Here is a 23,167-nt window from a genome sequence, read left to right as displayed (position 1 = left end):
AGCGATGCGGCATCAGGTCTATTGATTGCGAGAAGCATAACAAAAGGGGCTGAGTTATGCTCAGCCCCTTTCCCACTTAGTAATAATTAATGATGATGTTTCATTCCTTTCATCACTGCTTTGATAGGGGCATTGAAAGTTTGTTTTTCGCCATTGGCAAAAGTGAGTTCAACGTCAATGCTTTCACCTTCAACCAGAGGTTTAGTCAACTCAAATAGCATGATGTGCAAACTGCCGGGTTTTAACGAGACATGGCCTTGAGCTGGAATTTCAATTTGTTCTACTTGGCGCATTTGCATAACATCGCCGTCATGGATCACGTCATGTAGCTCAACGTTGCCTGCTGCTGGTGTTGATGCCGCAACGATGGCGCGATCTTGTTCAGTGTGATTCATTAATTCGACGAATACCGCGCTGGTTGCTGCGTTAGGTGGTGTCGCACGGGCGTATGGATGGTGCGTCATTATATCCATATTGGCATGAGCAATCGGGCTGAGCGCTAAGGCGGCTAAGAGCAAAGCGTTGAGTTTCATGGTCAGTCCTTGTTATTGTTGGTTGAGACTTTTGATTGCGGCAACTAAAGGTGCCGGCGTGAGCGTATGAGGCACCTTAGTGATCAAGCTACCATCGGGGTGAATAAAGTAAAAATAAGAGTTGTGGTCGAGCGTATATTTCAGCTCAGACTCTTCGAGTTCGGTTCTTTTAAATACCACGCCATATTTGGTGGCGAGAGGCTGAGTCACGTCGATTGGCGCTGATAGCCCTTCAATCAGAGGATGAAAATACTGAGCATAAGTATGTGCTGTATTGGCATCATCTCGCTCAGGATCGAGAGAAATGAATATCGGACGAATGGTTGATTTGGTCGTGTCGTCGAGTTGATTGAGTGCGCCCGCTAACATGGCAAGAGATGTGGGACAAACATCTGGACAATGAGTAAAACCGAAATAAATTATCCGCACACGATCATCTTGGTTATCGAAAAGATCGATAGCGTTGTTGTTTTCGCCCTGAAATATCACTTTAGCACTATCTGCTTCATTAACGGTAGGAGTCGGTTTGCTATCAATAAAAACCTTTACGCCATACCCCAGAGCAAAGGCGGCGACTAAAATTAGAGACCAATTTTTACTCATCGTGCCATCCTTATCGCGAGGGCGATTGATTGTTGACCATCGGATAATTGACCAACCCAAGTCATGTTTTCCATCGTACAGGCGGGCAGCAGCACTTCAGCTTGATAGAGACCATTGCCGGTGGCTTGGAGTTCAAACAATGCCGTGCCCATATCCATTTCGTGCCCGTTAAGCGTTAGCCGTAGCGAAGGTGATTGGCTGTTTGGCCAAGTAGCAGAAATCTGCACAGGCATTAAAGGCTGGGCGATATCGCGATCAAGTTTTACCGTGATGGATTCTTGCTCACAACCACGAGTCGATAACTGACAGTATTGCGCCAGTTGGCTTTGTTTGTCGTTACTGAACCACGAGGAGATATCTTGAGCGAAATAGCCAGTGACCAGCGCAATAGCGATGAAAATGAGTTTAAGTAAAGTGGGCATGGGCAAACAAAATGATTTATTGAAACGATATGCTATCACTTCACTAACAATAGTTTTGTATTGTGTAACAATTTTGTGCCGAGTATCAAGTTACGCTTGGGTCTCTGCCCTACAAAATGACCACTCAATAACAGATAGTGACGCTAAACGGACTTATGTATGGCATAAATTGCGTGATCGAGAATACGATCACCTACTTTTTCACTGTTGGTAATAATGCCTTCGAGTTTCATCCCGGTACGTTCTGCAACCTTGCGGCTAGGGAGGTTATCGACCGCAGCGGCCAACTCTACTTTATGGATCTGATAGTGATTAAAGGCGAGGTCGATGAGTTTAAGCACCGAGCGGGTTATGATGCCTTTTCCGGTGTGATTTTGAGCAAGCCAATAGCCAATTTTTGCCCGACTGAGATCATGATCAATGCTATTTAAACTGCAATTGCCAACCAGTTTTCCTTGATAGAGTATCGCGCAAGTGAGAGATTGCCCTTCGGCATAATCGTGCAATGAACGTTGGATGAAGTGACGAAAATCTTGTTCACTCTGACAAAAGGCAGGCCAAGCCAACCACTGCGAAAGGTAATCGATTTGTTCGCTGACAAGCGCACAGTATTGAGCCGCGAGAGATTCTTCTATTAGAGCCAATTCAATATCGTTATCAATATGAACAGTAAACATCACCGCCTCCTAGATAATCATCCTTAAACCGCAGTAACTCATTTTATGCATTGCGGCTTAAGGATCAATGTATCGATTATTGTTGGTTAACGAACTGCTTAAATTTCGCTTTGGTTTTATCATCGGCTTTTTGATACCAAAAATGCAGCATCTCTTCAGCGGTGTTGGCGTTAACTTTTACGGCCTTGGTATTGGCAGTAGAGTTTGTCATGGCGACGGCAGCAACGCTGCTCGATAAGGCCGCAACCCCCGCACTTTCGTTATAGAGTTTGCTTTCGATGACATAGTCACGACCAAGTTGTAGACCATCTTTCTGTAGAACATCTTGGACTATTTCAATCGATTGCCCTTGCTGGTTGACCAGGCCTAACTCAAGTTTTTTAATATTGTTTTCCGCATCACGCTCATTACGGTATTCCGGTAGTACGAAATCAAGAGTGGTATTTTCTGCTGAAAAATTGGCGATGATGGCTTCACCTTCAACGATGTGACGGTCGTTACCTTTGGTGAAGTAGGGCTGGTAGCGCAGTACAATTTGATTTTCACCATCCGGCAACGTCACGCTTTTGGCTGAACTGAATAAGCCGCCATTAACGTCAGGCTTCGCTTGGTTAACCACCAATAGGTCAATGTTGTCTGGCAGGTTTAAAGTGATATCCGCGTGGGCTACACCAGTGAATAGGAGGCTAGCCAGTAGGGTTGTCATTGTTTTCATTATGTATTCCTAGATATTGCAGCGTAAAGGATGAGCTTGCCCACTGATGGTGGGGATTGCAAGGGGTGCAATGTTAGATGTTGGAAAATTCACACAAATGTCATTTCGTATCGATTGCGAGTGTTGTTGTTAAGTGTAGCGCTAACAATCTGAAAAGTGAGGAGACTTGTTGTAAAAATACTAATGCCAGCAAGTTGCTGGCATTAGTAAAGGGGGTAATGGAACCGCAATAAGTTAGGAGCTAACGGCTCTAACCTTACCTTGCATTAAATTCTGCAATACTTCTGCTTTTGGACCATCCGCGATAATGGAACCTTTTTCCATCACAATAACGCGTTCTGCAACGTCAAGCATTGAGGTTTTATGAGTAATCAAGATCAGCGTTTCATGCTTGTTTAATTGCGCTAACTGCTGCTTGATGTGCATTTCAGAGCGGTTATCCATCGCGCTGGTTGGCTCATCCATCAATAGCACTGGCGGGCGTCCTAGAATGGCACGAGCGATAGAAACCGCTTGACGTTGACCACCAGAAAGCAATTGACCGCCTTCACCCACTTGACGTTCCAAACCAGCAGGATCTTGTTGGGTAAACACTGTCACTCCAGCACGATTGGCCGCATCCATCACATCACGATCATCGGCCAGAGGTCGGCCCAGCGTGATGTTGTCACGTATTGAACCATAGAACAGGTGGTTATCTTGTGGTACACAGCCAATATTACGACGGATATCGATATGATGGAGTTGTTCAATATCGGTATCATCAATACGTACATGACCTTCTGTTGGTTTGTATAAACCAAGGATCAAACGCTCTAATGTGGTTTTACCTGAACCAATACGGCCAATAATCGCCACCTTTTCACCCGGGTTGATGGTCAAGCTTAGATTGCGAATCGAAGCCATCGGTGAATCTGGGTAGTGGAAGGTCACATTATCAAGTTCAATTTTACCGTGGATGATTGGGCGATGAATGTAACGTTTACCTTCTTCTTGCTCATCCGGCATGCTCATCACTTGCTCAATGATGGTCATGGAGGATTTCGCTTGATTATAACGTGTCGAGAGTAAAGAGAGCTGAACCATTGGTCCTATTGCACGGCCACTGAGCATTGTCGCCGCAATAAGCCCACCCATCGTCAAGTCGCCCTCAGCGATGAGGTAAACCCCAAAAATAATCATCCCCACGTTGGAAGCTTGCTGAACGAAGCTGGCAGTATTTTGAATGCCATCCGTGATACGGCGACTTTTGATGTTCCAGTTTGCCATGTGGGCAACCGCTTCTTCCCAGCGGAATTGGAATTGGCTTTGTGCACCGAACAGTTTCACTGTCTCGAGCCCTGAAAGGCTCTCAATCAGGTTGGCGTATTTTTGTGAGGCTAAACGAGAGCCTTCTTCAATCGCTCGGCGCAATGGCCCTTGGATTAGCAGAGAGTAGATAATCAATATCAACACCCCTGCGATAGGCACCAGCACCAAATTCCCCGCCATTAGCCAGATGAGGAACAAGAATAAAATGGCAAAAGGTAAATCGATCAAGGATCCAATCGTCGCTGAAGTGAAAAACTCACGAATGGATTCGAACTCTTGCAAATGTCGAGCAAAAGCACCGACCGAAGGCGGTCTTGCCTCCATGCGAATACCCAGCACTTTGCTAAACAGTTTCGATGAAATCAGAATATCGGATTTTTTGCCTGCCACGTCGATGAAGTAGCTGCGCATGAGCTTGAGCACCAGATCGAATAAAAAGATGACAAAAATACCACTGGCCAGCACCCACAAGGTTTCGAAAGCGAGATTAGGCACCACTTTATCGTAAACAATCCGCGTAAACATCGGTGCGGCAACCGCGAAGAGATTGATCAATATTGAAGCGATTAATACATCACGGTAGATGTTTTTCGATTGCCAAATCGTGCTCCAAAACCAGTGGCCTTTTTTGGTATCCAAAACCTCTGGAGAACGTTCGTCATAGCGAAATTGTTTCTTAACCAGAAAGTAGCGACCGATATATTGCTGCTTGAGATCTTCAATAGGTACCGAAACAGGGACAAGGCCTGATTCACCGGTGACGATCTCCGCGGCGTTGTCTTCGTGGTTGAAGGCGTTTAGCACGCAGGCATCACCGCCTTTGAGCAGTAACACGACGGGCAACACAAGATCTGAGATTGCAGTCAGATCAGAACGATTTTCTTTGGCCACCAATCCAGCACGCTCGGCTGAGCGGGGGAAGAGAAATGGCGTAAGTTTGCCATCTGATAATGGTAAACCATTGATCAGGGCCTCAGGTGAATTCGCTAACCCATAATACCGACTAACGTAAATGAGTGAACTGAGTAACGGATCCTGCATACAATCAGCCTTTCCTACTGCTATTTATCAACGATGAAGCCTTGGAAAACTTCAATAAAGTGTTCAGACAAGAAGTCTAATTGCGTTTGAGTTTCGACTCGCGAAGCAATGGTCTTAATCCCCAAATTGTTTGCTGTTCGAGAGATCGACGTTAACGTGAATTTTTGTTTTTCATCTTCTAAATGGTGAGTGTAGAGATAATCGAGCTTGACGTACGCTGGGCGGAACTCATTGATGTAATCGAGAGATTGGAAATTTCGACCATAGTTATCAACACCAAAATCAGCGCCTGCAGATCGAACCGCATTACAGAACAACGCACAATGGTGTGGAGAGATGACAAAGCAATCTTCAGGAATCTCAAAGTGAATAAGTTGAGCAATATCCTTATTCTTATTGAGTTTCTGGCTCACCCAGCGAATAAAGCTTGGTTGAGAAATGCTGCCTTGAGCGATGTTAATCGCGACCGGTGAGGTTAAGTTGTCGTGGCGAATTTTATCGAGCATCGCGCTAATCACATATTGATCTAAAATGTGGCTGACATTTAGTTGCTCTAAGGCAAACAAGTATTGCGGTGCACTATAGCGTTTATCGTCATGCTCAATCGCACTAAATACTTCGTAGTGATAGGTTTGGCCACTGCTGCTGTTCGCCGGCTGCATACGGAAGCTAAACCAATCATTGCTGATTGCCTCTTCCACCAACAGTTTCCACTGCTGTTTACCCATCAGTGTGCGTGAGTCATCACTGGTGGTGTAACCAAAGCTCAATTCTGGATTAGATGATGCTTGCGCCAACGAGTTATCCAGCATGGTCAAAATTTCCGAGGCTGAACAGCTGGTGGTGTTGTGGACTACCCCAAGGGATGCTTTCGCTTGTGCCATGCCGGTAGGGTCAGCGTTTAGATTCTGTACATAGGTGACAATGCTTTGTGCTAATAGCTTCAATTCATCATCGTCAATGTTTGGAATGATAAAGCCAAATTCGTCTGAAGAGATACGAGCGATAACAATGCCATTGGTAGTAAGCGACACTTTTAAGTGTTCGGCCAGTTCTCTGACCATGTTGTCACCCACTTCGTAGCCTTTTTCATCGTAAAGCTCTTTGATAAAGCGTGCTTCGAGTAAAGCCACACCACCGTAGCCGCCTTCACCTAACCAAGAGTTAAGCTGACTCATGTAATAAGCGCGGTTACCGAGGTTTGATACCGGATCGATGTAGGCACGTTGGCGAAGCTGCTGCGCTTCTTTTGCTTGTGCTTTAAAGGAAAGCTCTAGCTGGGCAGACATGCTGTTAATGCCATCAACCACGCTGATTAAGTCGACCGTGGCAGGACGGGGCAGTGGCTCACCAAAATGGTTACGCGCTACTTGTTCCATCTTCTCTACGATCATTCGTAGTGGCTTTAACGCGCGTTGCAAAATAAATGAGATGGCGAGTAGGCCAATCAAGAGCACAATACAGAAAACAATCACCAATTCTTCAAACGCTTTCCATAACTGAGCGTACGCATCGCCGGGATGGCTGACGATTTCGACTTCCGCGAGCTGCATCCAACCACTTGTTACAACACGGCTGTCATGGATTTTGTCAAACAATCCTAGCTTGATAAACCAGTCAGGAACATTGCTCGGTTGCACTGGATAAGTACGGACAATCTCTTCGCCGCTATCAAGGAAAATCAAACGTACTACCGAGTAGCTACTACCATCAAACAGGGCGTTGATTACTGACTCGACCGCGACTGGGTCTTTCTCTTGCAGGTAAGGCGCGAGCGCTAACCCAACTGTATTGATGGTGTTATTGACCTCGGAACGTTGTTGCTGCTCAAGGTTGTTACGAGTCGTATTGAATTCGATGAGAAACACCGAAACCATTAAGAGGATAAACACCGCGATCATCCCTGCGACAAGTTGTTTATAAAGAGTCATAGTGCCTACTCATCGTAATTTACAATTGGTTTTCTTAGTTGGAGCGATTTCTCGCGAGCACGAAGGTCATTCCATAGACTTAATCGCGATGACTTCCCTGCCAACTGTCCATTTTGTGATTTCATTAACCACAGATTTTTACCGTTAAAACTGTAGATCGGTAATAGATCTCGACGTTTTGATGCGGTCATGATCTCTGGATTAATGTTATCGAGAATCAAAGGTTCTGCGCTTGGACTGGAGTAATAAGCTAAGACCATATGAAATTGATTCAAAGTGATGGCTTTAACATACACCAGACGCAATTTTTTATCTGAGACGCCGAGTTCCAGTAAGGAGAAATACTTAGCGATGGTGAAGTCTTCACAATCGCCAGCGTTACTACCGAGAAACTCCAGTGGTGTCGCCCAATAGTCATTTTTTCCCCATAATTTGTCATCATTAACAAAGTTAAGTTGATTGAAAAACTGATTCACATGAGCCAGCTGCTTATGTTCAGGCAGACCATGATACACCGCCATTTCTTTGCGCCATGTGGTGACCCTCAAACCCGCTCGGTCACCGTAAATTCGTGTCACCGTTTCCACTAAGCGCTGTTCTTTACTGTTCAGTGCTTGTGACGCGCTTGAGCCAAACACAAGCAGTGAGGCGAGTAGCGTGAACTTTATTCTTTGTGCGCTTTTATTACGTAAGCGCTTTAATGAACCCACTTTGAGCTCATTAAGCTTCTGCGCATTTGACGTACCAACCGGTTTACTCTTTAAGTGCATTGGTCTGCGCGTTCAAAATCGGTTTTAGCAAGTATTCCATCACGGTACGCTTGCCAGTAATGATATCGACTGATGCGGTCATGCCGGGAATAATAGGCAATGATTCATTTTTGTTTAAACTCGTTTCGGTAGTACGCACGCGCACAAGATAAAAACTATTGCCTTCTTCATCCGTGGTCGTATCGGCACTAATGTGTTCCAACGTACCATCTAATCCACCGTATTTAGTAAAGTCATACGCACTAAATTTAACAATGGCGTGCAATTGAGGGTGCAAGAAAGCGATATCTTGTGGGGCGATTTTTGCCTCAACCAGCAGTGTATCTTCGCTTGGTACGATCTCGACAATATCCATACCGGGTTGAATCACACCACCCACAGTATTGATGTTCAACGTTTTGACAGTACCAGTCACAGGCGAAACAACCACGGTACGATTTACTCGGTCTTCAAGTCCTACGGTGGATTCAGTCATTGCCGAGAGTTTGTCTTCCGCCTGATTGAGTTTCTCTTGCTGCTCTGAGCGGAATTTTTGCCCAGCATCAATTCGGCTCAGCATTGCTTCACGAATGGCTGATTTCAGCACTGGTACTTTTAATTTGCTAGAGGTCATTTCACGACGAGTATCGTTCACTTGGCGCTGCAGTTTGAGTAGTTCGATGCGTGGCACAACGCCTTCATCCGCCAGTGGTTTGGTGATTTCGAGTTCCTTACGCGCAAAGTTGTAGCTTTCACGTAAGTTGCGTACACGCGCTTCAATCTCAACCAAATCTTGTTGCTTCTGTTTTACTTGTTGGTCGATAAGTGAGATTTGGTTGCGTAGTTCGTTAAGATCTTGTCGGTATTCTGCTTGTTGACGAGAGGCTAACTGAGGGCGTTGTTCTTCAAAACCGTCAGGGAATTCGAGTTTACTGTAATCAATGGTGACGTTCTTTTGCCAGTTGGAACTATCAAACTCTTCGGCAATTGAGACACTGGCGAGAGAGGCTGATAGCTGAATTACGCTCGCGGTTAGGTTGGCAACTTGCTGTTCTCGCTCACGGAAGTCGGAACGAAAACGAGTGTCGTCGATAAGCAGCAGTTGTTGGCCTTTTTCGACCATTTGCCCTTCACGAACTAAGATCTCCTTGACCAAGCCACCCTCTAAGTTTTGAATGACTTGGATTTGTGAAGAAGGCACAACCTTACCTTGGCCAACGGTAACCTTATCTATTTCAGCCCACGATGCCCATGCAACAGCGATAATAAAAAATAACAGCATCAGCCAAAGCATAATACGAGCGCTATTAGGGGTATTAAGCAGAAGGGCGGCAGTCTTGTCATCGACATAGTCCAATTCGTCAGAATTAAGACGATTGTAACTGCGTTTGGTCATTGAATTTCCCTAGCGTTTACTTACGTTATTTAATTGATTTTATTACCTTTGCACTAAAATGTTAAGAACTTGATATTAAAGTTCAGTATAAATAGTGAGAATATCTAAATCTAATGGGTGATTTTGAATGCAAAGTACTCATATAAGTCTAGACGCAAAATCTGGATAGGTCTTGAGTTATCAATAATATGGGCGCACAATCACCAAAAAATGCCAAGGAGATGAAATGGAACTGGAAGATATTCGCCGCGAGTACAGCAAAGGGGGTTTACGTCGTAAAGATTTGCGTGGTGACCCCATTGAGCAGTTTAATTTTTGGCTTCAACAAGCGATTGAGGCTAAATTGCTTGATCCGACGGCAATGACTGTCGCCACCGTGGATGATTCAGGACAACCATACCAACGTATCGTTTTGCTTAAACATTGCGATCAAGATGGTTTTGTCTTTTATACCAATTTGGGTAGCCGTAAAGCACAGCATATTGAAGGCAATGCGAAAGTGAGTTTGCATTTCCCTTGGCATAATCTTGAAAGACAAGTAAACGTGCTGGGCGTGGCTGAAAAACTGACTGCCGCAGAGAATTTTAAGTATTTCACCTCAAGACCCAAAGAGAGCCAACTTGCTGCCATCGCCAGCAAACAGAGCAGTCGTATATCTGCAAGAGGAATATTGGAAGGTAAATTTCTTGAGTTAAAACAGAAGTTCGCTCAAGGTGAAATTCCAGTGCCTTCGTTCTGGGGGGGCTACCGCATTAAGCCAACGAGCATTGAATTTTGGCAAGGCGGAGAAAATCGTCTTCATGACCGATTCTTGTATTCGCAAGATGAGGGGCGTTGGGATATCGATCGTCTCGCACCATAGTGGTTCTATGATTTTTAATGCCCAAAGCCCGATAAGCTAACTGATCTTACGTAAAAGACGCCACATTTATGTGGCGTTTTCATTATTGAGTACGACTGAGAGTTGCGTGCGCAGCAGAGTTTGAGGAATATGCGAACCGTAGCCACGGTCAAGGGCGAGATCAATTAAATGGGCTTTGCTGTGTGCACAAAATTTAGCTCGCAGTCGCGCCACATAGCCTTCAAACGTTTTAATTGAGATGTTCATTGTATCGGCAATGAACGTGGGCTTTTTGCCGTAGAGCAGCAGAAACAGCACTTCTTCCTCCCGAGCTGTCAGCTTTTCTTTAGTCGACTTAAAATCATCGACCTTTGGGACTTTTAAACCACTGCTCAGCCCGGTGGCTCTGCAGATCCAATGCCCCACTTCAAGGATGGCGGTCTCAGTGAGATCTTGACCAAAAAAAACGGTGCCACGAACCTGACCAACATCGTCATACCAAGGTTTCTTGGTGAAGATATGAGCACGCCAGCTGCCATCAGGGTAGGGATGAATATCCAAAATTTTCAGTGAGCATTGCGTTTGGATTACATGGCGATCTTGTTGACGGAAATCATCGGCGCAATTGACGGTTTTGCAAGGCATATCATGGTCTGTTAAGCCGGTAATTTGTTCGCTAGATTGGAAGCCAATTAATTGCGCGTATGCTTGATTTACATAAACGAATACCGAGTCTAAATCTTTACAGCCCCAGTAGCCTGGTAGTTGGTTGACCAACGAATCAAACGTACTATCCACCAAACTCATGGTGCAATCTCATATATGATACTAGATACGCATATGGTAAGAGATTCTGCTTAGTGAAGATATAAAAAAAGCCAGATATCTCATCAATATCTGGCAAATACAAGAATAATTCTTGTCGACGTGTAGAAGAGGTTCTATGACTCAACGAGGGTCTGCTGAGTGATAGAGGCATCAATATACGACTATTGATGCCGACGATGACACTGAGTGCCAAAGCTTGAAGTGACTGTATCCCGTGCGACAAAAACAAAAAAGGGGGGAAATCCCCCCTCTTTTTCACTATTGTGATATCTATCTATTTGATTTCACGAACAACACGGAAACCCACATAGTTCGCAGCACTGGTTGGAGAAAGATAGAGACGCTCGTAAGCAACCGCTTTCGCTGGAGAAAAGTTCCATGCGCCGCCTTTTGCAATGCCTTGTGCGCTGTTAGTCCACTGCCATACGTTACCAACGGTATCGTAAAGGCCAAGAGGGTTAGCTTTAAAAGACTTTACTGGAGAAGTGCTAGTGTTAGCCCACGGTGAGCTACTCCAACCTGTATTCGCTTCGCCAGTAATGAAGTCATTCCCCCACCAGTAGTCGCTCTGACTGCCAGCGCGTGAGGCAATTTCCCATTCATCTTCACTTGGTAAACGGTAGTGGTAACCCGTTTGTTGGCTCAGCCATTTTACGTACGCTTTTGCATCATTTTTGCTGATACAAACCACCGGTGAATCGCTCGCTTGTTTGAAGCCTGGATTACGCCAATAGCTTTTCTCAATCGCGGTGACGTCCCCTTCCACAATGGCAGTGCAGGTATTTTTAAGTTCCGCATCTGTTTGGTAATCCGTTTGACGAACGAAGTTATCAAACTGACCAACCGTGACCGGAAGGGCGCCGATACCGAAAGCATGATCAAGGTAAACTTGATTGGATGCGTTCTCACCCAGCATATATTCGCCGGGTACGATGGCCACAAGTTGCGGCGCGGTAATCCCACCTTTGATTAGGTCTGCGAACTTATCGCCAGCGCTGAGACTATTTGCTTTTTGCTTTAAATTCGCACGTAGTTGGTGATCGGATTTAATGCTTAAGTTTTGATCGAAAGTTTGGAAGCCATCTTTCTTCACCACAATGTGATGTGGGCCAACGGGCAGCATAATCTCTACTGGCGTATTGCCGTATGAAACACCATCAACAAAAACTTGGTCATCAAATTGGTTTGAGCGAATCGAAAGTGTTACCCATGCGACTTCTTTCTCATTACTAAACTGGTCCGCAGAAGTGTAGCCCGGTTCAAAACAGTATTGTTTATCAACATCAAGCAGGGTACAGGCGGTGGTGTTATCGAGACGAGATTCAAGATCGACGTCCATAATCGTGCGATAGCGTTCACCGTCGTAGAAGCCCGAACTGGTGACTTTGTGGCGCATAACATGGATATTGAACGATGCTTTACTCGCATTCGCTTTGACTAACTGCGCTTCAGTGGTTTGATCAATCAACTCAGTTTGGAATTGTTTGACGGCTTTTTGAAGTGCCAGTTCACGAGTTTGGTTATCACACTGAGCCAAGGTCATATTTGACTGACAGCGATTAGTAAAGCTGACGTTAACTTGATGGCTCGGCGAGAGTTCAGTTTCTAGGCGTTCGACACGCGCGCGAATTTTAGCGCCATCAAAGTCAGCGATTGCTTGTTCAATGGTTTGAATTTTTGCATCTTGCTGGGCTAACAGCAGCTTGGCGTCTTCAAGCTGTTGCTCGACGTTTAATTTGTCTTGCTGATTCTGCTTGAGGTCTTTCCATGCATCTTGGTAAGCGTTTTGCGAGCTGGCGAGATCAACGCTAGGATCATCAATCATCGCTTTATAGTCAGCTTCTAGCTGAACTTTCGCCGCGGCAAATTTATCCGTCAGTGCTTGATTGTTTTTCTTGGCTTGAAGCAACATCTTTTGCTGCTGGGCTACGCTAGCCTGTTGCTCTTTGCGTACTTTAAGTGCGCTCTCTAGCTCTGCATGCTTGGAAAATAGTTGGTCATCAATGGAAACAACAGTGGTTGCTGTAGTGTCTGCCAATGCGCCAGTGCTTATAAGGCATGGAGATAATGCCAGCAAAAGAGTCGGTAAACTTGTTCGCATCGTGGTATGTCTATCTTCAATTAAATTAATTAGCTTATTCTAAACGAAAACGCCATTTTGTCTTAAATTATCGTTAGATAACTTAGAAGCAAAATGGCGCTTTCCTTCATCTTTGTGAATTGGCTCGTTTTTATTATAAAGAGAAGCCTAGATTAGCTATCGTCTTTAGAGCGCAATTTCACCCAAACGGTATCATTTTGGCTGATGGTCACTTCGCGGTTATAGGTTTGGTAACCGTTTTTTGAAACCGTCACTTTGTGCAGGCCACGTGGCAACAAAACTTCTACTGGCGTGCTGCCGTAATCAACACCGTTGATTACTACATCATCGTTGTATTGGTCAGAGCGAACCGTCACGCTAACCCAGTTTTTGTCTTGCTTTTTCGCGTGGGTACTAGAGTCATCTTTCAAGCAGTAACGGCTAGAAACATTAAGTAGCTTACAGGCTGCTGTCGCTTCTGGTTTTGCTTGCAGTTGCGCTTGCATCTCAGTGAAGTAACTGTTGTTTCCTTCAAATCCGGCACGAACAATCTGGCTGTCTTGCACGTGAACGTTCAATTGAACGCCTTTAGCATTTTGTTTTGCCAGAGTTGACTCGGTCAAGCTGTCCATTAATTCATTTTTGAACGCTTTTACCGCTTTCTGCTTGGTTAGGTACTGGCCTTGGCTAGTACATTCACCGAGAGTCATGGTCGCAGAACAGGTGGTTTTAAAACTGGTCTGCATTACGTCGCTTTCACGTAGTTCAGCACCAAGACGTTTAACGCGCGCCTCAACTTTCTGTTCTTCAAGGTAAGAGAACTCGGAACTTAGACGAGCCTGCTTTTGCTTGATTTGAGAAAGGCGAATTTCACTCTCTGTGATAGCTTGTTGGCTCTCTAGCAGAATAGTTTGGTTCTCTTTTACTGATGCCCAAGCATTTTGGTACGCTTGTTGAAAGCTTAATAAATCGATCTCTGGATCTTCAAGAAGACGGCTATACTGTTTGTCCAGAGCCGATTTCGCACGGTTACGCTTAGCATTTAGCTCCTGCTCGTCACGCTTGAACTTAGCGTTTTCGTTTTGCAGTTGTTGAAAGCGTTGAGCTTCAGAGTCGTACTCTGTAGCAATAGTGCTCATTTCGGATTGCTTGTTACTCAATTTGATATCGATGGCAGCAACAGGATCAGCGGAAGCTTCTTCTGCACTTACCGTGGTCGATACCCAAAAAGGGCTTAGCGCGAGCAAAAGCGCTGGGATGCGACGTGTGATCATAAGTCTCTACAACAATTTTGTTTTAATTCACTAAATATAAAAATATTTAAGACAAAGTTTTGACAGTCCCTTGAGATCCTGTCGTATTGAGCAGTCTTAGATACCCTTATTAGCACTTTGAACTCTAAGACTATCATAAGTTTATAAAAATAAACCTAAAGTGCTAACGATTATTTTGGGTAGTTCACGGAAATAAGCAAGAAAATATTACAGTTTCAGTCAACTTGCTGTAAGTAGAAGTGACACAGACCGTAATTTATGTGCACTTGATCATTCTTCCGAAAGATTATCCTTCACATTTTGAGCAGTTTAAAAGCGGATTTTGGCTCAATCTGCCTTTCTTTTCTTTCGCTCACCATGTCGTAGAGGATTTTATCGAGATAAGCTGCCATTTGTTATACCATCGAACTCAGTAAAAACCGCCTGAAATTAGATGCCAATGAGCAACGACAAAACTGCGCAATTGAAGCTAAATAGCGACAAAATATTGTCTCCCCGACCTGCTGAGTTGGTGACATTACCTTCTTATATGGATTGCCATGATCATAGTTATACGCAGATCGTGATTGGTTTGAAGGGACAAGCAGAGTTTGAAGTGAATGGTTATGGGAATTTGGTCGGACCGGGCCAAGGTTGCGTCGTCACTTCTGGTTCAGGCCATGCCTTTGGTGGCGTAATTGGTCAATCGGATATTTTGGTGCTGAACATGCCGTCCGCTAGTCACCAAGACCCTTTGATGTTGCAAAAGCTCAATGAACTGAACCAAGCCGATGTCTATTTTCAGCTCGATGGTCAGATTCAAAAGTTGATTCAAATGTTGGTAGCAGAGATGCATGCAAGCCCTGAAGATTTATTACTTAGTCGAGCGTGTAACGACACGGTAATGGCTTTACTGCATCGCCATATTTCTTCGTTACAAGTCAATCGTAAAGAGTCGCGTTTTGACCTAGAAGCGATTGATCGCTACATAGAGCGCCACATTAGCTACAAGATCACAGTCGCGCAGTTGGCAGGCAGCGTCTTCCTCGGTGAAAGCCAATTCCATTCGTTATTTAAAGAGCAATTGGGCATCACTCCTCATCAGTACCTATTAAGCAAACGCATCGATATGGCCAAGCAGCTGATTGAAAAAGGTCATCTAACCTTAGGTCAAGTGGCTGAGTTATCGGGATTCTCCGGACAAAGTACCTTTGCCCATGCTTTTTCTCGTCTACAAGGTATCTCTCCATCACAGTATAAGAAACAAATTGGTTAAATTGGGAGAAAGATCTGGTGAGTTATTTTGCTAAATGTGATGTGATCGTGTTTTAACTTTGTTAAATAACGAAGTTTTTAGCAAATAATCCGGAGTTTTTGACAAGTATCCAACTCAAGCTCAAAATACACTGCAAGCCATTGTAGGAAACCTGCACATTTGCAGGTGTGAGATTGAGGAAAACGCATGTTTACAGCAACCGATGTGTTGAATGCTGAGTTTATTGAGCAGCCGCTTGATGATCTCTGGGCGTTGATCTCTCCGCTATATATGGTGGATGAATCACAATGGCTATCACAGCTGCTCCCTTTGGCTGAGCCCCGTTCGGCTGAAAAACAACAAATAGAACATCAAACGACTCAACTGATTCAAGCAATACGGGCAGATAAAAAATCGATCCAAATGATTGATGCTTTGTTACTTGAATACAGCCTCGATACCCAAGAAGGGATCTTATTGATGTGTTTGGCCGAAGCATTGATGCGTATTCCTGACGCAGCAACCGCTGATGCCCTTATTCGCGACAAATTAAGCGTAGCGGACTGGAAATCTCATCTCAAAAACTCCGATTCGGTGTTCGTGAATGCTTCAACGTGGGGATTGATGTTTACCGGTAAGGTGGTTGGATTATCCGCGCCGAAAACTCCTAGTCCAACTCAGACACTTAATCGCTTAGTCAATAAGCTCTCTGAGCCAGTGATTCGCCAAGCTATGCATCAAGCAATGAAAATCATGGGCCATCAATTTGTGCTCGGGCGCAGTATTGGTGAGGCGCAAAAAAATGGTGCAGCGTCATACCAGAAAGGCTTTACCTATTCGTTTGATATGCTGGGAGAGGCGGCTTTAACTTCCGCGGATGCCAACAAGTATTTTAAAGATTATTTGATGGCGATTGAAGCGGTTGGCCGTGAAATGATGACGGCGAAAACCCATTCGGCCCCTTCCGTTTCGATCAAATTATCCGCATTGCATCCTCGTTATGAAGTGGCTAATCAATCACGTGTAACAAGCGAGCTCTACCAAACCGTGTTAGAGCTGTTACGTCGTGCCGTTGAGTTGGATGTTGCCATTACCATTGATGCTGAAGAAGCAGACCGACTGGAGTTGTCGCTCAAGCTGTTTGCCAAGCTGTATCGCAGTGAGGTGGTGCAAGGGTGGGGCAAATTTGGTTTGGTAATTCAAACATATTCAAAACGGGCTTTGCCAGTATTAGTGTGGCTTAATCGACTGGCTAAACAGCAAGGCGATGTGATCCCATTACGTTTAGTAAAAGGGGCTTATTGGGACAGCGAAATCAAGTGGTCGCAACAAGCGGGCTATCGTAATTACCCCGTTTATACTCGTAAAGAATCGACGGATGTTGCCTACCTTGCTTGTGCTCGCTTCCTGCTGAGTGCGGGTGTACGTGGCAATATTTTCCCTCAGTTTGCCAGCCACAATGCTCATACCGTCACGGCCATCGCAGTGATGGCTGAACACAATGACTATGAATTTCAGCGTCTGCACGGTATGGGTGAGTCGCTCTATAACCATGTAATGGCGATGTATCAACAACCGATTCGCATTTATGCTCCTGTAGGAAGCCATAAAGATCTATTGCCCTATCTTGTGCGCCGTTTACTTGAAAATGGCGCTAATAGCTCTTTTGTTCATCGTTTAGTTGATGCGCGCTGCCCGATTGAAAGTTTGACTCAGCATCCGGTTGATAGCTTGCAAGCGTTTGATCGTTTGGACAATCCCAACATTCCGCTACCACCAAGTATTTTTCCGCAACGTCGAAACTCGCTTGGTATTAATGTTGATATTGAAAGCGAAGCGCAAGAGTTCGAAGCGCAGGTTGAAACTTGGTTAACGCATCAGTGGCAAGCATCACCGATAGTAAATGGTGTGCCATTTTTCGAAAGCATGATCAAGGAAGGAAATGAAGCGGAGACCACCACCGCGCCTTACGATAGACGTATTGATGTTGGACAAGTTGTATTTGCACACCTTGATCATGTTTCCCCAGCGATTGATGTTGCCCAGCAGGGATTTAATGCTTGGCAAGCGACGCCATCGAGCGAGCGAGCGGCGCCATTAGATCGATTAGCAGACTTGTTGGAGCTCAATTTGGCTGAATTGGTGGCCCTATGTCATCAAGAGGCGGGGAAAACCATTCATGACGCGATTGATGAAGTACGCGAAGCGGTCGATTTTTGTCGTTACTACGCCCAACAAGTGGATGAACTGAGCGCTTTTACCATTAAGGGATTTGATGGTCAAACACGAACCATCGAACGTCAGGGGCGTGGTGTCTTTGTCTGTATTAGTCCGTGGAATTTCCCGTTGGCGATTTTCTTAGGTCAAATTTCTGCCGCGTTGGTTGCAGGGAATACCGTTGTAGCAAAACCGGCAGAGCAAACCAGCTTGATAGCTGCGCGTGCCGTCGAGCTGATGTTGCAGGCGGGTTTTCCGCCTAGTGTTATTCAACTACTGCCAGGCAGAGGTGGTGATGTTGGTCATGCGCTCACTTCTCATGCGGCGATTGCTGGCGTGGCCTTTACTGGTTCAACGCAAACGGCGCAACGTATCAATCAAACCTTAGCCAGTCGTGATTGCCCACCAGTCCCTTTGATTGCGGAAACCGGTGGGCAGAATGCGATGATTGTCGACAGTACCGCGCTACCAGAGCAGGTGGTGCGTGATGTGATTCGTTCAGCATTCGCTTCAGCAGGGCAACGTTGTAGTGCACTGCGCGTGCTGTTTGTCCAGGAGGACATTGCTGATCGTATTATTGCCCTTATTCAAGGAGCAATGAATGAACTGTCAGTGGGCGATCCTAAGTTGCATTCAACAGATGTTGGGCCCGTTATCGATGCCCGTGCGAAACAAAAACTGCTTGCTCATATTGATCAAATGGCCTCTCAGCACAAGACGATTGCGCAACTGAACTTAGATGACACGTGTCAACATGGTGACTTTGTCGCCCCTTGCGCTTTTGAAATTGATTATATCAGCGTGCTTAAAGAGGAGCAATTTGGGCCAATTTTGCATGTGGTTCGCTTTAAGGCGAATCAAGTCGCTCAAGTGGTGGCCAATATTAATGCAACGGGATTTGGTTTGACCTTGGGGATCCATAGCCGGAACGAAACGACTTATCGCTGGATAGAAAAACATACCCGAGTGGGCAATAGCTATATTAACCGCGATCAAGTGGGGGCGGTTGTTGGCGTACAGCCGTTTGGCGGTCAAGGCCTATCGGGTACAGGCCCCAAAGCGGGTGGTCCACACTACCTGTATCGTTTTACTCAGTTCAGCAACCAAGTTCACGGATGAGAAGGAGATAAATCATGGTTCATCAAGTCATTGGATTTTCAGATGCCTTCTCTGCTTGGGAAAATTGGAATCTGACCGATTTTGATTCCAAAATCGAGGGGATACTTGAGCTTAAACAGGGGGTTGAGCATAACCAGCCTGAGTGGGCGGAAGTCATTGGTTTTCACATTGAACAAGCGGCAACGTTGATAGGCTTTGAACATCAGTTAGTCGGGCCGACAGGTGAAAGCAATGAGTTGTATACCGCAGGGCGGGGCGTGAGTTTACTCATTATGGAGGCCGATGGAGCCGCGGCAAGACAGGCCGTCATTGCTCAGCTTATTGCTGCATTAGTCGCGGGCAATAGTGTCGTGCTATGCAGTGATGATGTCACTTTTGTCACCGAATTAGAGGCGGCTTATCAACAGTCATCTCTGCCGATAAATCTCATTCAATTTGCTGCACTTGATGCTGCACCGCAGGTGCTGGAATCAGATGTGCGAGTGGTGGGCTTTGTTGGTTCAGCCAGTGGGGAACTAAATCTCAATCGACAACTTGCCAATCGCACAGGCGCGATAGTGAGCTTAGTGTCGGAGACGGATTTAGTCAGTTTATCTGTGGCTCATGATCCCCATTTATCGTTGCGGTTTATCACCGAGCGAACCAGAACAATAAATATAACAGCAGTGGGTGGCAATGCGACGTTATTGGGCGCAGCCAATCTCTGAGTGATGTCAGGGATAAACTCACGAACTCCTTAATAGCAATGCCATGGAGGACATTGCTGTTTAAGGGGACATTTTAAAGAAGAGGAAATACCACATGGAAAATAGCTTTGCTATTACAACGACGTTCATTGCTTACTTAGTTTTAATGTTAGCAATTGGCGTTTTTGCTTATTTACGAACGAAAAACTCCACCGATTATTTTCTAGGTGGACGTACTTTAGGCCCTTGGCCTGCCGCTTTATCTGCGGGTGCATCAGATATGAGTGGTTGGTTGCTGCTTGGCCTTCCGGGCTACGCGTATGCTGCGGGTGTTGAAGCATTTTGGTTAGCAGGTGGCTTGTTACTTGGCACTTGGGCGAACTGGCTGATCAACGCTAAGCGCTTACGTACTTATAGTATTACGACGGACTCACTGACGATTCCGGAGTTTTTCGCGCGTCGATTTAATGATAACTCTAAACTTATTCAAACCATTTCTGCGTTCTTTATCCTTTTGTTCTTCCTTTTCTATACCAGTTCTGGTTTGGTTGCAGGCGGCAAGTTGTTTGAAACCGTATTCGGTTTAGATTACAGCATTGCAGTGGTTATCGGCACGCTTTGTGTTGTGTCTTATACCTTATTTGGCGGTTTTCTAGCCGTGTCTTGGACGGATTTAGTGCAAGGTTTATTGATGGCTGCGGCGCTGATTATTGTACCAGTGGCAACCATGCAAGGTAGCTTCAGCGACTTAACGCATCAGTTAGATGCGATCAATCCAGAGCTTTTAACCTTATGGAATGATTCGAAAGGTGAACCGTTGTCGGCAATCGCAATTATCTCTTTAGTTGCTTGGGGCTTGGGTTACTTTGGTCAACCGCATATTTTGGCGCGTTTTAAAGCGACTCGTAGCAACAAAGATCTGACAACGGCGCGTCGCATTGCCGTTGTATGGACGGGTTTATCGATGATTGGTGCATTGATGGTGGGCGTCGTTGGCTTGGTCTACGTGACCAATACTGGCAGCGTCTCGCTGGATGATGGTGAAAAAATATTCATGCTATTGGTGAACTCGATGTTCCATCCAGTAGTTGCGGGTATTCTATTAGCAGCGATCCTTGCCGCGGTAATGAGTACTGCTGACTCTCAATTGTTAGTGTCATCATCGGCGCTGGCGGAAGATTTTTACAAGCAAGTGTTTAAGCAAGACGCCAGCTCTGACGAAATTGTTATGGTTGGCCGTATCGCCGTGGTGGGTATTTCCATTATTGCTTTGATTCTTGCTATGTCACCAGATAGCTCAGTATTGACCTTGGTTTCTTATGCTTGGGCGGGCTTTGGCGCGGCATTTGGTCCTGCGATGGTGTTGAGTCTTTATTGGTCACGTATGAACCGTAATGGCGCGCTAGCGGGCATCATTGTTGGTGGTGTGACGATTGTCATATGGAAGCAACTAACTGGCGGTGTGTTTGATGTATATGAAATCGTACCGGGTATCATTTTCTCAACCATTGCGATTGTTGTGGTTAGCTTGATGACTGGCGAACCAGATGAGGTGGTTAAGGCGCAACATGCGAAGTTTGAGAAACAACTGCAAGAGCTAGAATAAGCTTTTGAATATCAGATAAAATGTGAACCAGTACAGCCCTTATAGCAGGGCTGTACTTTTTTGCTTACTATTTGTTTGCTTTAGCTCACAAAACGGCGTTTGGTCGCAAAATATCTGGAACCAAAGGACTATAACAGAGTCAACCTAATTGACTAAAACGTAAGGGAGAGAAGAGTCATGCCACAGATATACTGCGAATGTTGCCACAAACACACTCCACATAAAGTTGTCATGGAGCGTTGTGATAACCAGCGCAGCTCATTTCTTCGCTCTTTTGCTAGCTTTTTTGTCACTGTGCTGCAAGGTGATCACTATGTCAAAATGGAACAGCAATACTACTGTCGTAGTTGCAATCACCACTGCTCGGCGGTGGCCTCATCATTAACAAATGCCAACGCGGTCTAACAATTTCTTACGTTACTTCCATTTATATCGTATTCAGCCTGTGATTAGATTGTTTAAATAGTGTTGTTTGAATGATGAATCATCGGGGGGATGTATTGTGGAGTTGGATCGAATTGATCGTGAAATCTTACGTATTTTAAATGCTCAAGGGCGCTTGCCTATCGTTGAGCTCGCAAAGCGTATTAATCTCACCACATCGCCTTGTTCTGATCGTGTTAAGCGTCTCGAAAAAGAGGGCTTTATTAGTGGTTACTATGCTGATCTTAACCCAGACAAGCTTGGTTTTGCTGTACAGGTCTTCATCCATATACGTTTAGATCAAACGGGGCACTCACCGTTTGAATCATTTGCTGCTGAAGTTGCTAAACATCCTGAAATTGAAGAGTGCTACACGCTATCTGGTGGCTTTGATACGATGATCAAAGTGCGCGTAAAGTGCATGAAAGCGTATCAGAACTTTATGGCGACTAAGTTTGTTACCTTGCCCGGGGTTATTCAATCAAGAAGCGAAGTGGTGATTGAAGAGCATAAGACCAGTAATGGATTAAACGCTGCCCAGATTTAAGTTTATAGTGAACAGATACAAAAACGGTGAACCTGTTAAGGCTCACCGCCAGAGTGGTGTTTGTGGCGCTAATTAAGCGATAAAAGAAGAAATAACCCCAATTAGGCCGCCGAACACGCCACCCCAAACAACTAACCAGCCAAGATGTTCTTTAATCATCTTTTGCACCATCTCTTTAACCAATTTAGGCGTCAGTTCGTTTAAACGCTGATCGATGATGTTTTCAATATTGGTTTTGATTTCCTCCATCATCGCTGGAGACTCCATCTGCTCTTTTAGTGCGAGCTTAACCGAATCACTTTGGCTAATTTCCACCATTGATTGCTGCATCTTTTCAACAAACGGCTGTTTTAACGGTTGTAGAGCTTCAGTTCCGCCAAACATCGCTAGCATGCCGCCAAAAGAAGATTGCGCAATGACCTCTACGAGCGAATCAAAGGTAGGGTTAAGGTCGATTTTTGCAATGACGGGCTCAAGGTTGAGCGTTTTGCTGCTATTCATTTCTTGATTTAGAAACTTATCAATGTTGCTGGCGGTGAAAAACTGCTCCATCATCAGTTGCTTGATGGCCAGTTTAAACTCTTCAAAGCGTGCAGGAATAACACCTGAGCCATACAAACCGGGTACTTTTTCAAACAACATATGAATGGCTAACCAGTTGGTAATTGCCCCAGAGAAAGCAAATAGGCCAGCATAAAAGGCCAGTTGATTAGCAAAAACATGACCACCTGCGAGTAGCGCAAGGGCAATGACATTCGTGAGTAAACTTTTGTTCATTAACGGAAGACTCGTGGTTTAAAAAAGTGTGACGAGTATAACGGAGTCGAAGGTTAGCAAAAAGCCCTCTATAGAGGGCTTTTGATTTTTTATTTCGAGCTCATCATCTTACGACAAGTTGGCGATACCAAGCGGGTTGAGGGGGCTCTAGCGCTCA

Annotated in this window: 19 protein-coding genes; 6 read left to right on the top strand and 13 right to left on the bottom strand. The window is 45.2% G+C overall.

Going from position 1 to position 23,167, the window contains the following annotated elements:
- Nucleotides 1–86 precede the first annotated feature (86 nt).
- The 9 genes from RH86_RS08710 to RH86_RS08670 all read right to left on the bottom strand — a co-directional run bounded on the left by RH86_RS08710 (nucleotide 87) and on the right by RH86_RS08670 (nucleotide 9,378).
- Nucleotides 87–533, bottom strand: a complete 447-nt coding sequence (locus RH86_RS08710; RefSeq protein ID WP_009385979.1) for a copper chaperone PCu(A)C — start codon at nucleotides 531–533, stop codon at nucleotides 87–89.
- Nucleotides 534–545: 12 nt separating this feature from the next.
- A complete protein-coding gene (locus tag RH86_RS08705) occupies nucleotides 546–1,136 on the bottom strand; it encodes an SCO family protein (RefSeq protein WP_009385978.1) in 591 nt (196 codons plus the stop codon).
- Entirely contained in the window at nucleotides 1,133–1,558 is a 426-nt protein-coding gene (locus tag RH86_RS08700; protein ID WP_009385977.1) for a hypothetical protein, read from the bottom strand. The genes RH86_RS08705 and RH86_RS08700 overlap by 4 nt, the downstream gene beginning before the upstream one ends.
- Before the next feature lie 143 nt (nucleotides 1,559–1,701).
- On the bottom strand, nucleotides 1,702–2,235 hold the full coding sequence (locus RH86_RS08695; RefSeq protein WP_009385976.1) for a GNAT family N-acetyltransferase: 534 nt from the start codon (nucleotides 2,233–2,235) through the stop codon (nucleotides 1,702–1,704).
- 76 nt (nucleotides 2,236–2,311) lie between these two features.
- On the bottom strand, nucleotides 2,312–2,950 hold the full coding sequence (locus RH86_RS08690; protein WP_009385974.1) for a DUF2057 family protein: 639 nt from the start codon (nucleotides 2,948–2,950) through the stop codon (nucleotides 2,312–2,314).
- A 234-nt stretch (nucleotides 2,951–3,184) separates the two neighbouring features.
- The gene (locus RH86_RS08685) at nucleotides 3,185–5,302 is read right to left on the bottom strand and encodes a type I secretion system permease/ATPase (RefSeq protein WP_009385973.1); all 2,118 of its coding nucleotides are present in this window, start codon (nucleotides 5,300–5,302) and stop codon (nucleotides 3,185–3,187) included.
- Between the two features lie 20 nt (nucleotides 5,303–5,322).
- Entirely contained in the window at nucleotides 5,323–7,233 is a 1,911-nt protein-coding gene (locus RH86_RS08680; RefSeq protein WP_009385972.1) for an EAL domain-containing protein, read from the bottom strand.
- A gap of 5 nt (nucleotides 7,234–7,238) precedes the next feature.
- Nucleotides 7,239–8,003, bottom strand: coding sequence for a transglutaminase-like cysteine peptidase (locus tag RH86_RS08675; RefSeq protein WP_009385971.1), 765 nt, complete (start codon nucleotides 8,001–8,003; stop codon nucleotides 7,239–7,241).
- Nucleotides 7,987–9,378 carry an HlyD family type I secretion periplasmic adaptor subunit gene (locus RH86_RS08670; protein ID WP_009385970.1) on the bottom strand — a complete coding sequence of 464 codons (1,392 nt, stop codon included), beginning with the start codon at nucleotides 9,376–9,378 and terminating at the stop codon, nucleotides 7,987–7,989. Before RH86_RS08670 ends, RH86_RS08675 begins: the two co-directional genes overlap by 17 nt.
- Nucleotides 9,379–9,604: 226 nt before the next feature.
- Here RH86_RS08670 and pdxH point away from each other — a divergent pair, with 226 nt between their 5' ends.
- Nucleotides 9,605–10,240, top strand: a complete 636-nt coding sequence (gene pdxH / locus RH86_RS08665; protein ID WP_009385969.1) for a pyridoxamine 5'-phosphate oxidase — start codon at nucleotides 9,605–9,607, stop codon at nucleotides 10,238–10,240.
- A 66-nt stretch (nucleotides 10,241–10,306) separates the two neighbouring features.
- On the opposite strand, the gene RH86_RS08660 is transcribed toward pdxH, so the two are convergent.
- From RH86_RS08660 to RH86_RS08650, 3 genes are all read right to left on the bottom strand, one after another.
- Complete coding sequence (locus tag RH86_RS08660; RefSeq protein ID WP_009385968.1) at nucleotides 10,307–11,026, bottom strand: helix-turn-helix transcriptional regulator; 720 nt, start codon at nucleotides 11,024–11,026, stop codon at nucleotides 10,307–10,309.
- Between the two features lie 295 nt (nucleotides 11,027–11,321).
- Nucleotides 11,322–13,148, bottom strand: a complete 1,827-nt coding sequence (locus RH86_RS08655; protein WP_009385967.1) for an SUMF1/EgtB/PvdO family nonheme iron enzyme — start codon at nucleotides 13,146–13,148, stop codon at nucleotides 11,322–11,324.
- 152 nt (nucleotides 13,149–13,300) lie between these two features.
- Complete coding sequence (locus RH86_RS08650; protein ID WP_005593445.1) at nucleotides 13,301–14,401, bottom strand: PEGA domain-containing protein; 1,101 nt, start codon at nucleotides 14,399–14,401, stop codon at nucleotides 13,301–13,303.
- A 439-nt stretch (nucleotides 14,402–14,840) separates the two neighbouring features.
- On the opposite strand from RH86_RS08650, the gene RH86_RS08645 reads away from it, so the two are divergent.
- The 5 genes from RH86_RS08645 to RH86_RS08620 all read left to right on the top strand — a co-directional run bounded on the left by RH86_RS08645 (nucleotide 14,841) and on the right by RH86_RS08620 (nucleotide 22,233).
- Nucleotides 14,841–15,656 carry a helix-turn-helix transcriptional regulator gene (locus RH86_RS08645; protein WP_005593446.1) on the top strand — a complete coding sequence of 272 codons (816 nt, stop codon included), beginning with the start codon at nucleotides 14,841–14,843 and terminating at the stop codon, nucleotides 15,654–15,656.
- Nucleotides 15,657–15,842: 186 nt separating this feature from the next.
- On the top strand, nucleotides 15,843–18,971 hold the full coding sequence (putA, locus tag RH86_RS08640; protein ID WP_009385965.1) for a bifunctional proline dehydrogenase/L-glutamate gamma-semialdehyde dehydrogenase PutA: 3,129 nt from the start codon (nucleotides 15,843–15,845) through the stop codon (nucleotides 18,969–18,971).
- A gap of 14 nt (nucleotides 18,972–18,985) precedes the next feature.
- A complete protein-coding gene (locus RH86_RS08635) occupies nucleotides 18,986–19,678 on the top strand; it encodes a 1-pyrroline-5-carboxylate dehydrogenase (RefSeq protein WP_009385964.1) in 693 nt (230 codons plus the stop codon).
- 94 nt (nucleotides 19,679–19,772) lie between these two features.
- Complete coding sequence (gene putP / locus RH86_RS08630; RefSeq protein ID WP_009385963.1) at nucleotides 19,773–21,263, top strand: sodium/proline symporter PutP; 1,491 nt, start codon at nucleotides 19,773–19,775, stop codon at nucleotides 21,261–21,263.
- Between the two features lie 502 nt (nucleotides 21,264–21,765).
- A complete protein-coding gene (locus RH86_RS08620; protein ID WP_009385961.1) occupies nucleotides 21,766–22,233 on the top strand; it encodes an Lrp/AsnC family transcriptional regulator in 468 nt (155 codons plus the stop codon).
- Between the two features lie 72 nt (nucleotides 22,234–22,305).
- Here RH86_RS08620 and RH86_RS08615 read toward each other — a convergent pair whose 3' ends face one another.
- Nucleotides 22,306–23,010, bottom strand: a complete 705-nt coding sequence (locus tag RH86_RS08615) for a DUF445 domain-containing protein (RefSeq protein WP_009385960.1) — start codon at nucleotides 23,008–23,010, stop codon at nucleotides 22,306–22,308.
- Nucleotides 23,011–23,167 lie beyond the last annotated feature (157 nt).

This window comes from Vibrio sp. N418 (assembly GCF_000222565.1).
Taxonomy (GTDB): Bacteria; Pseudomonadota; Gammaproteobacteria; order Enterobacterales; family Vibrionaceae; genus Vibrio; species Vibrio scophthalmi.
This window is presented reverse-complemented; position numbering and strand designations above follow the sequence as displayed.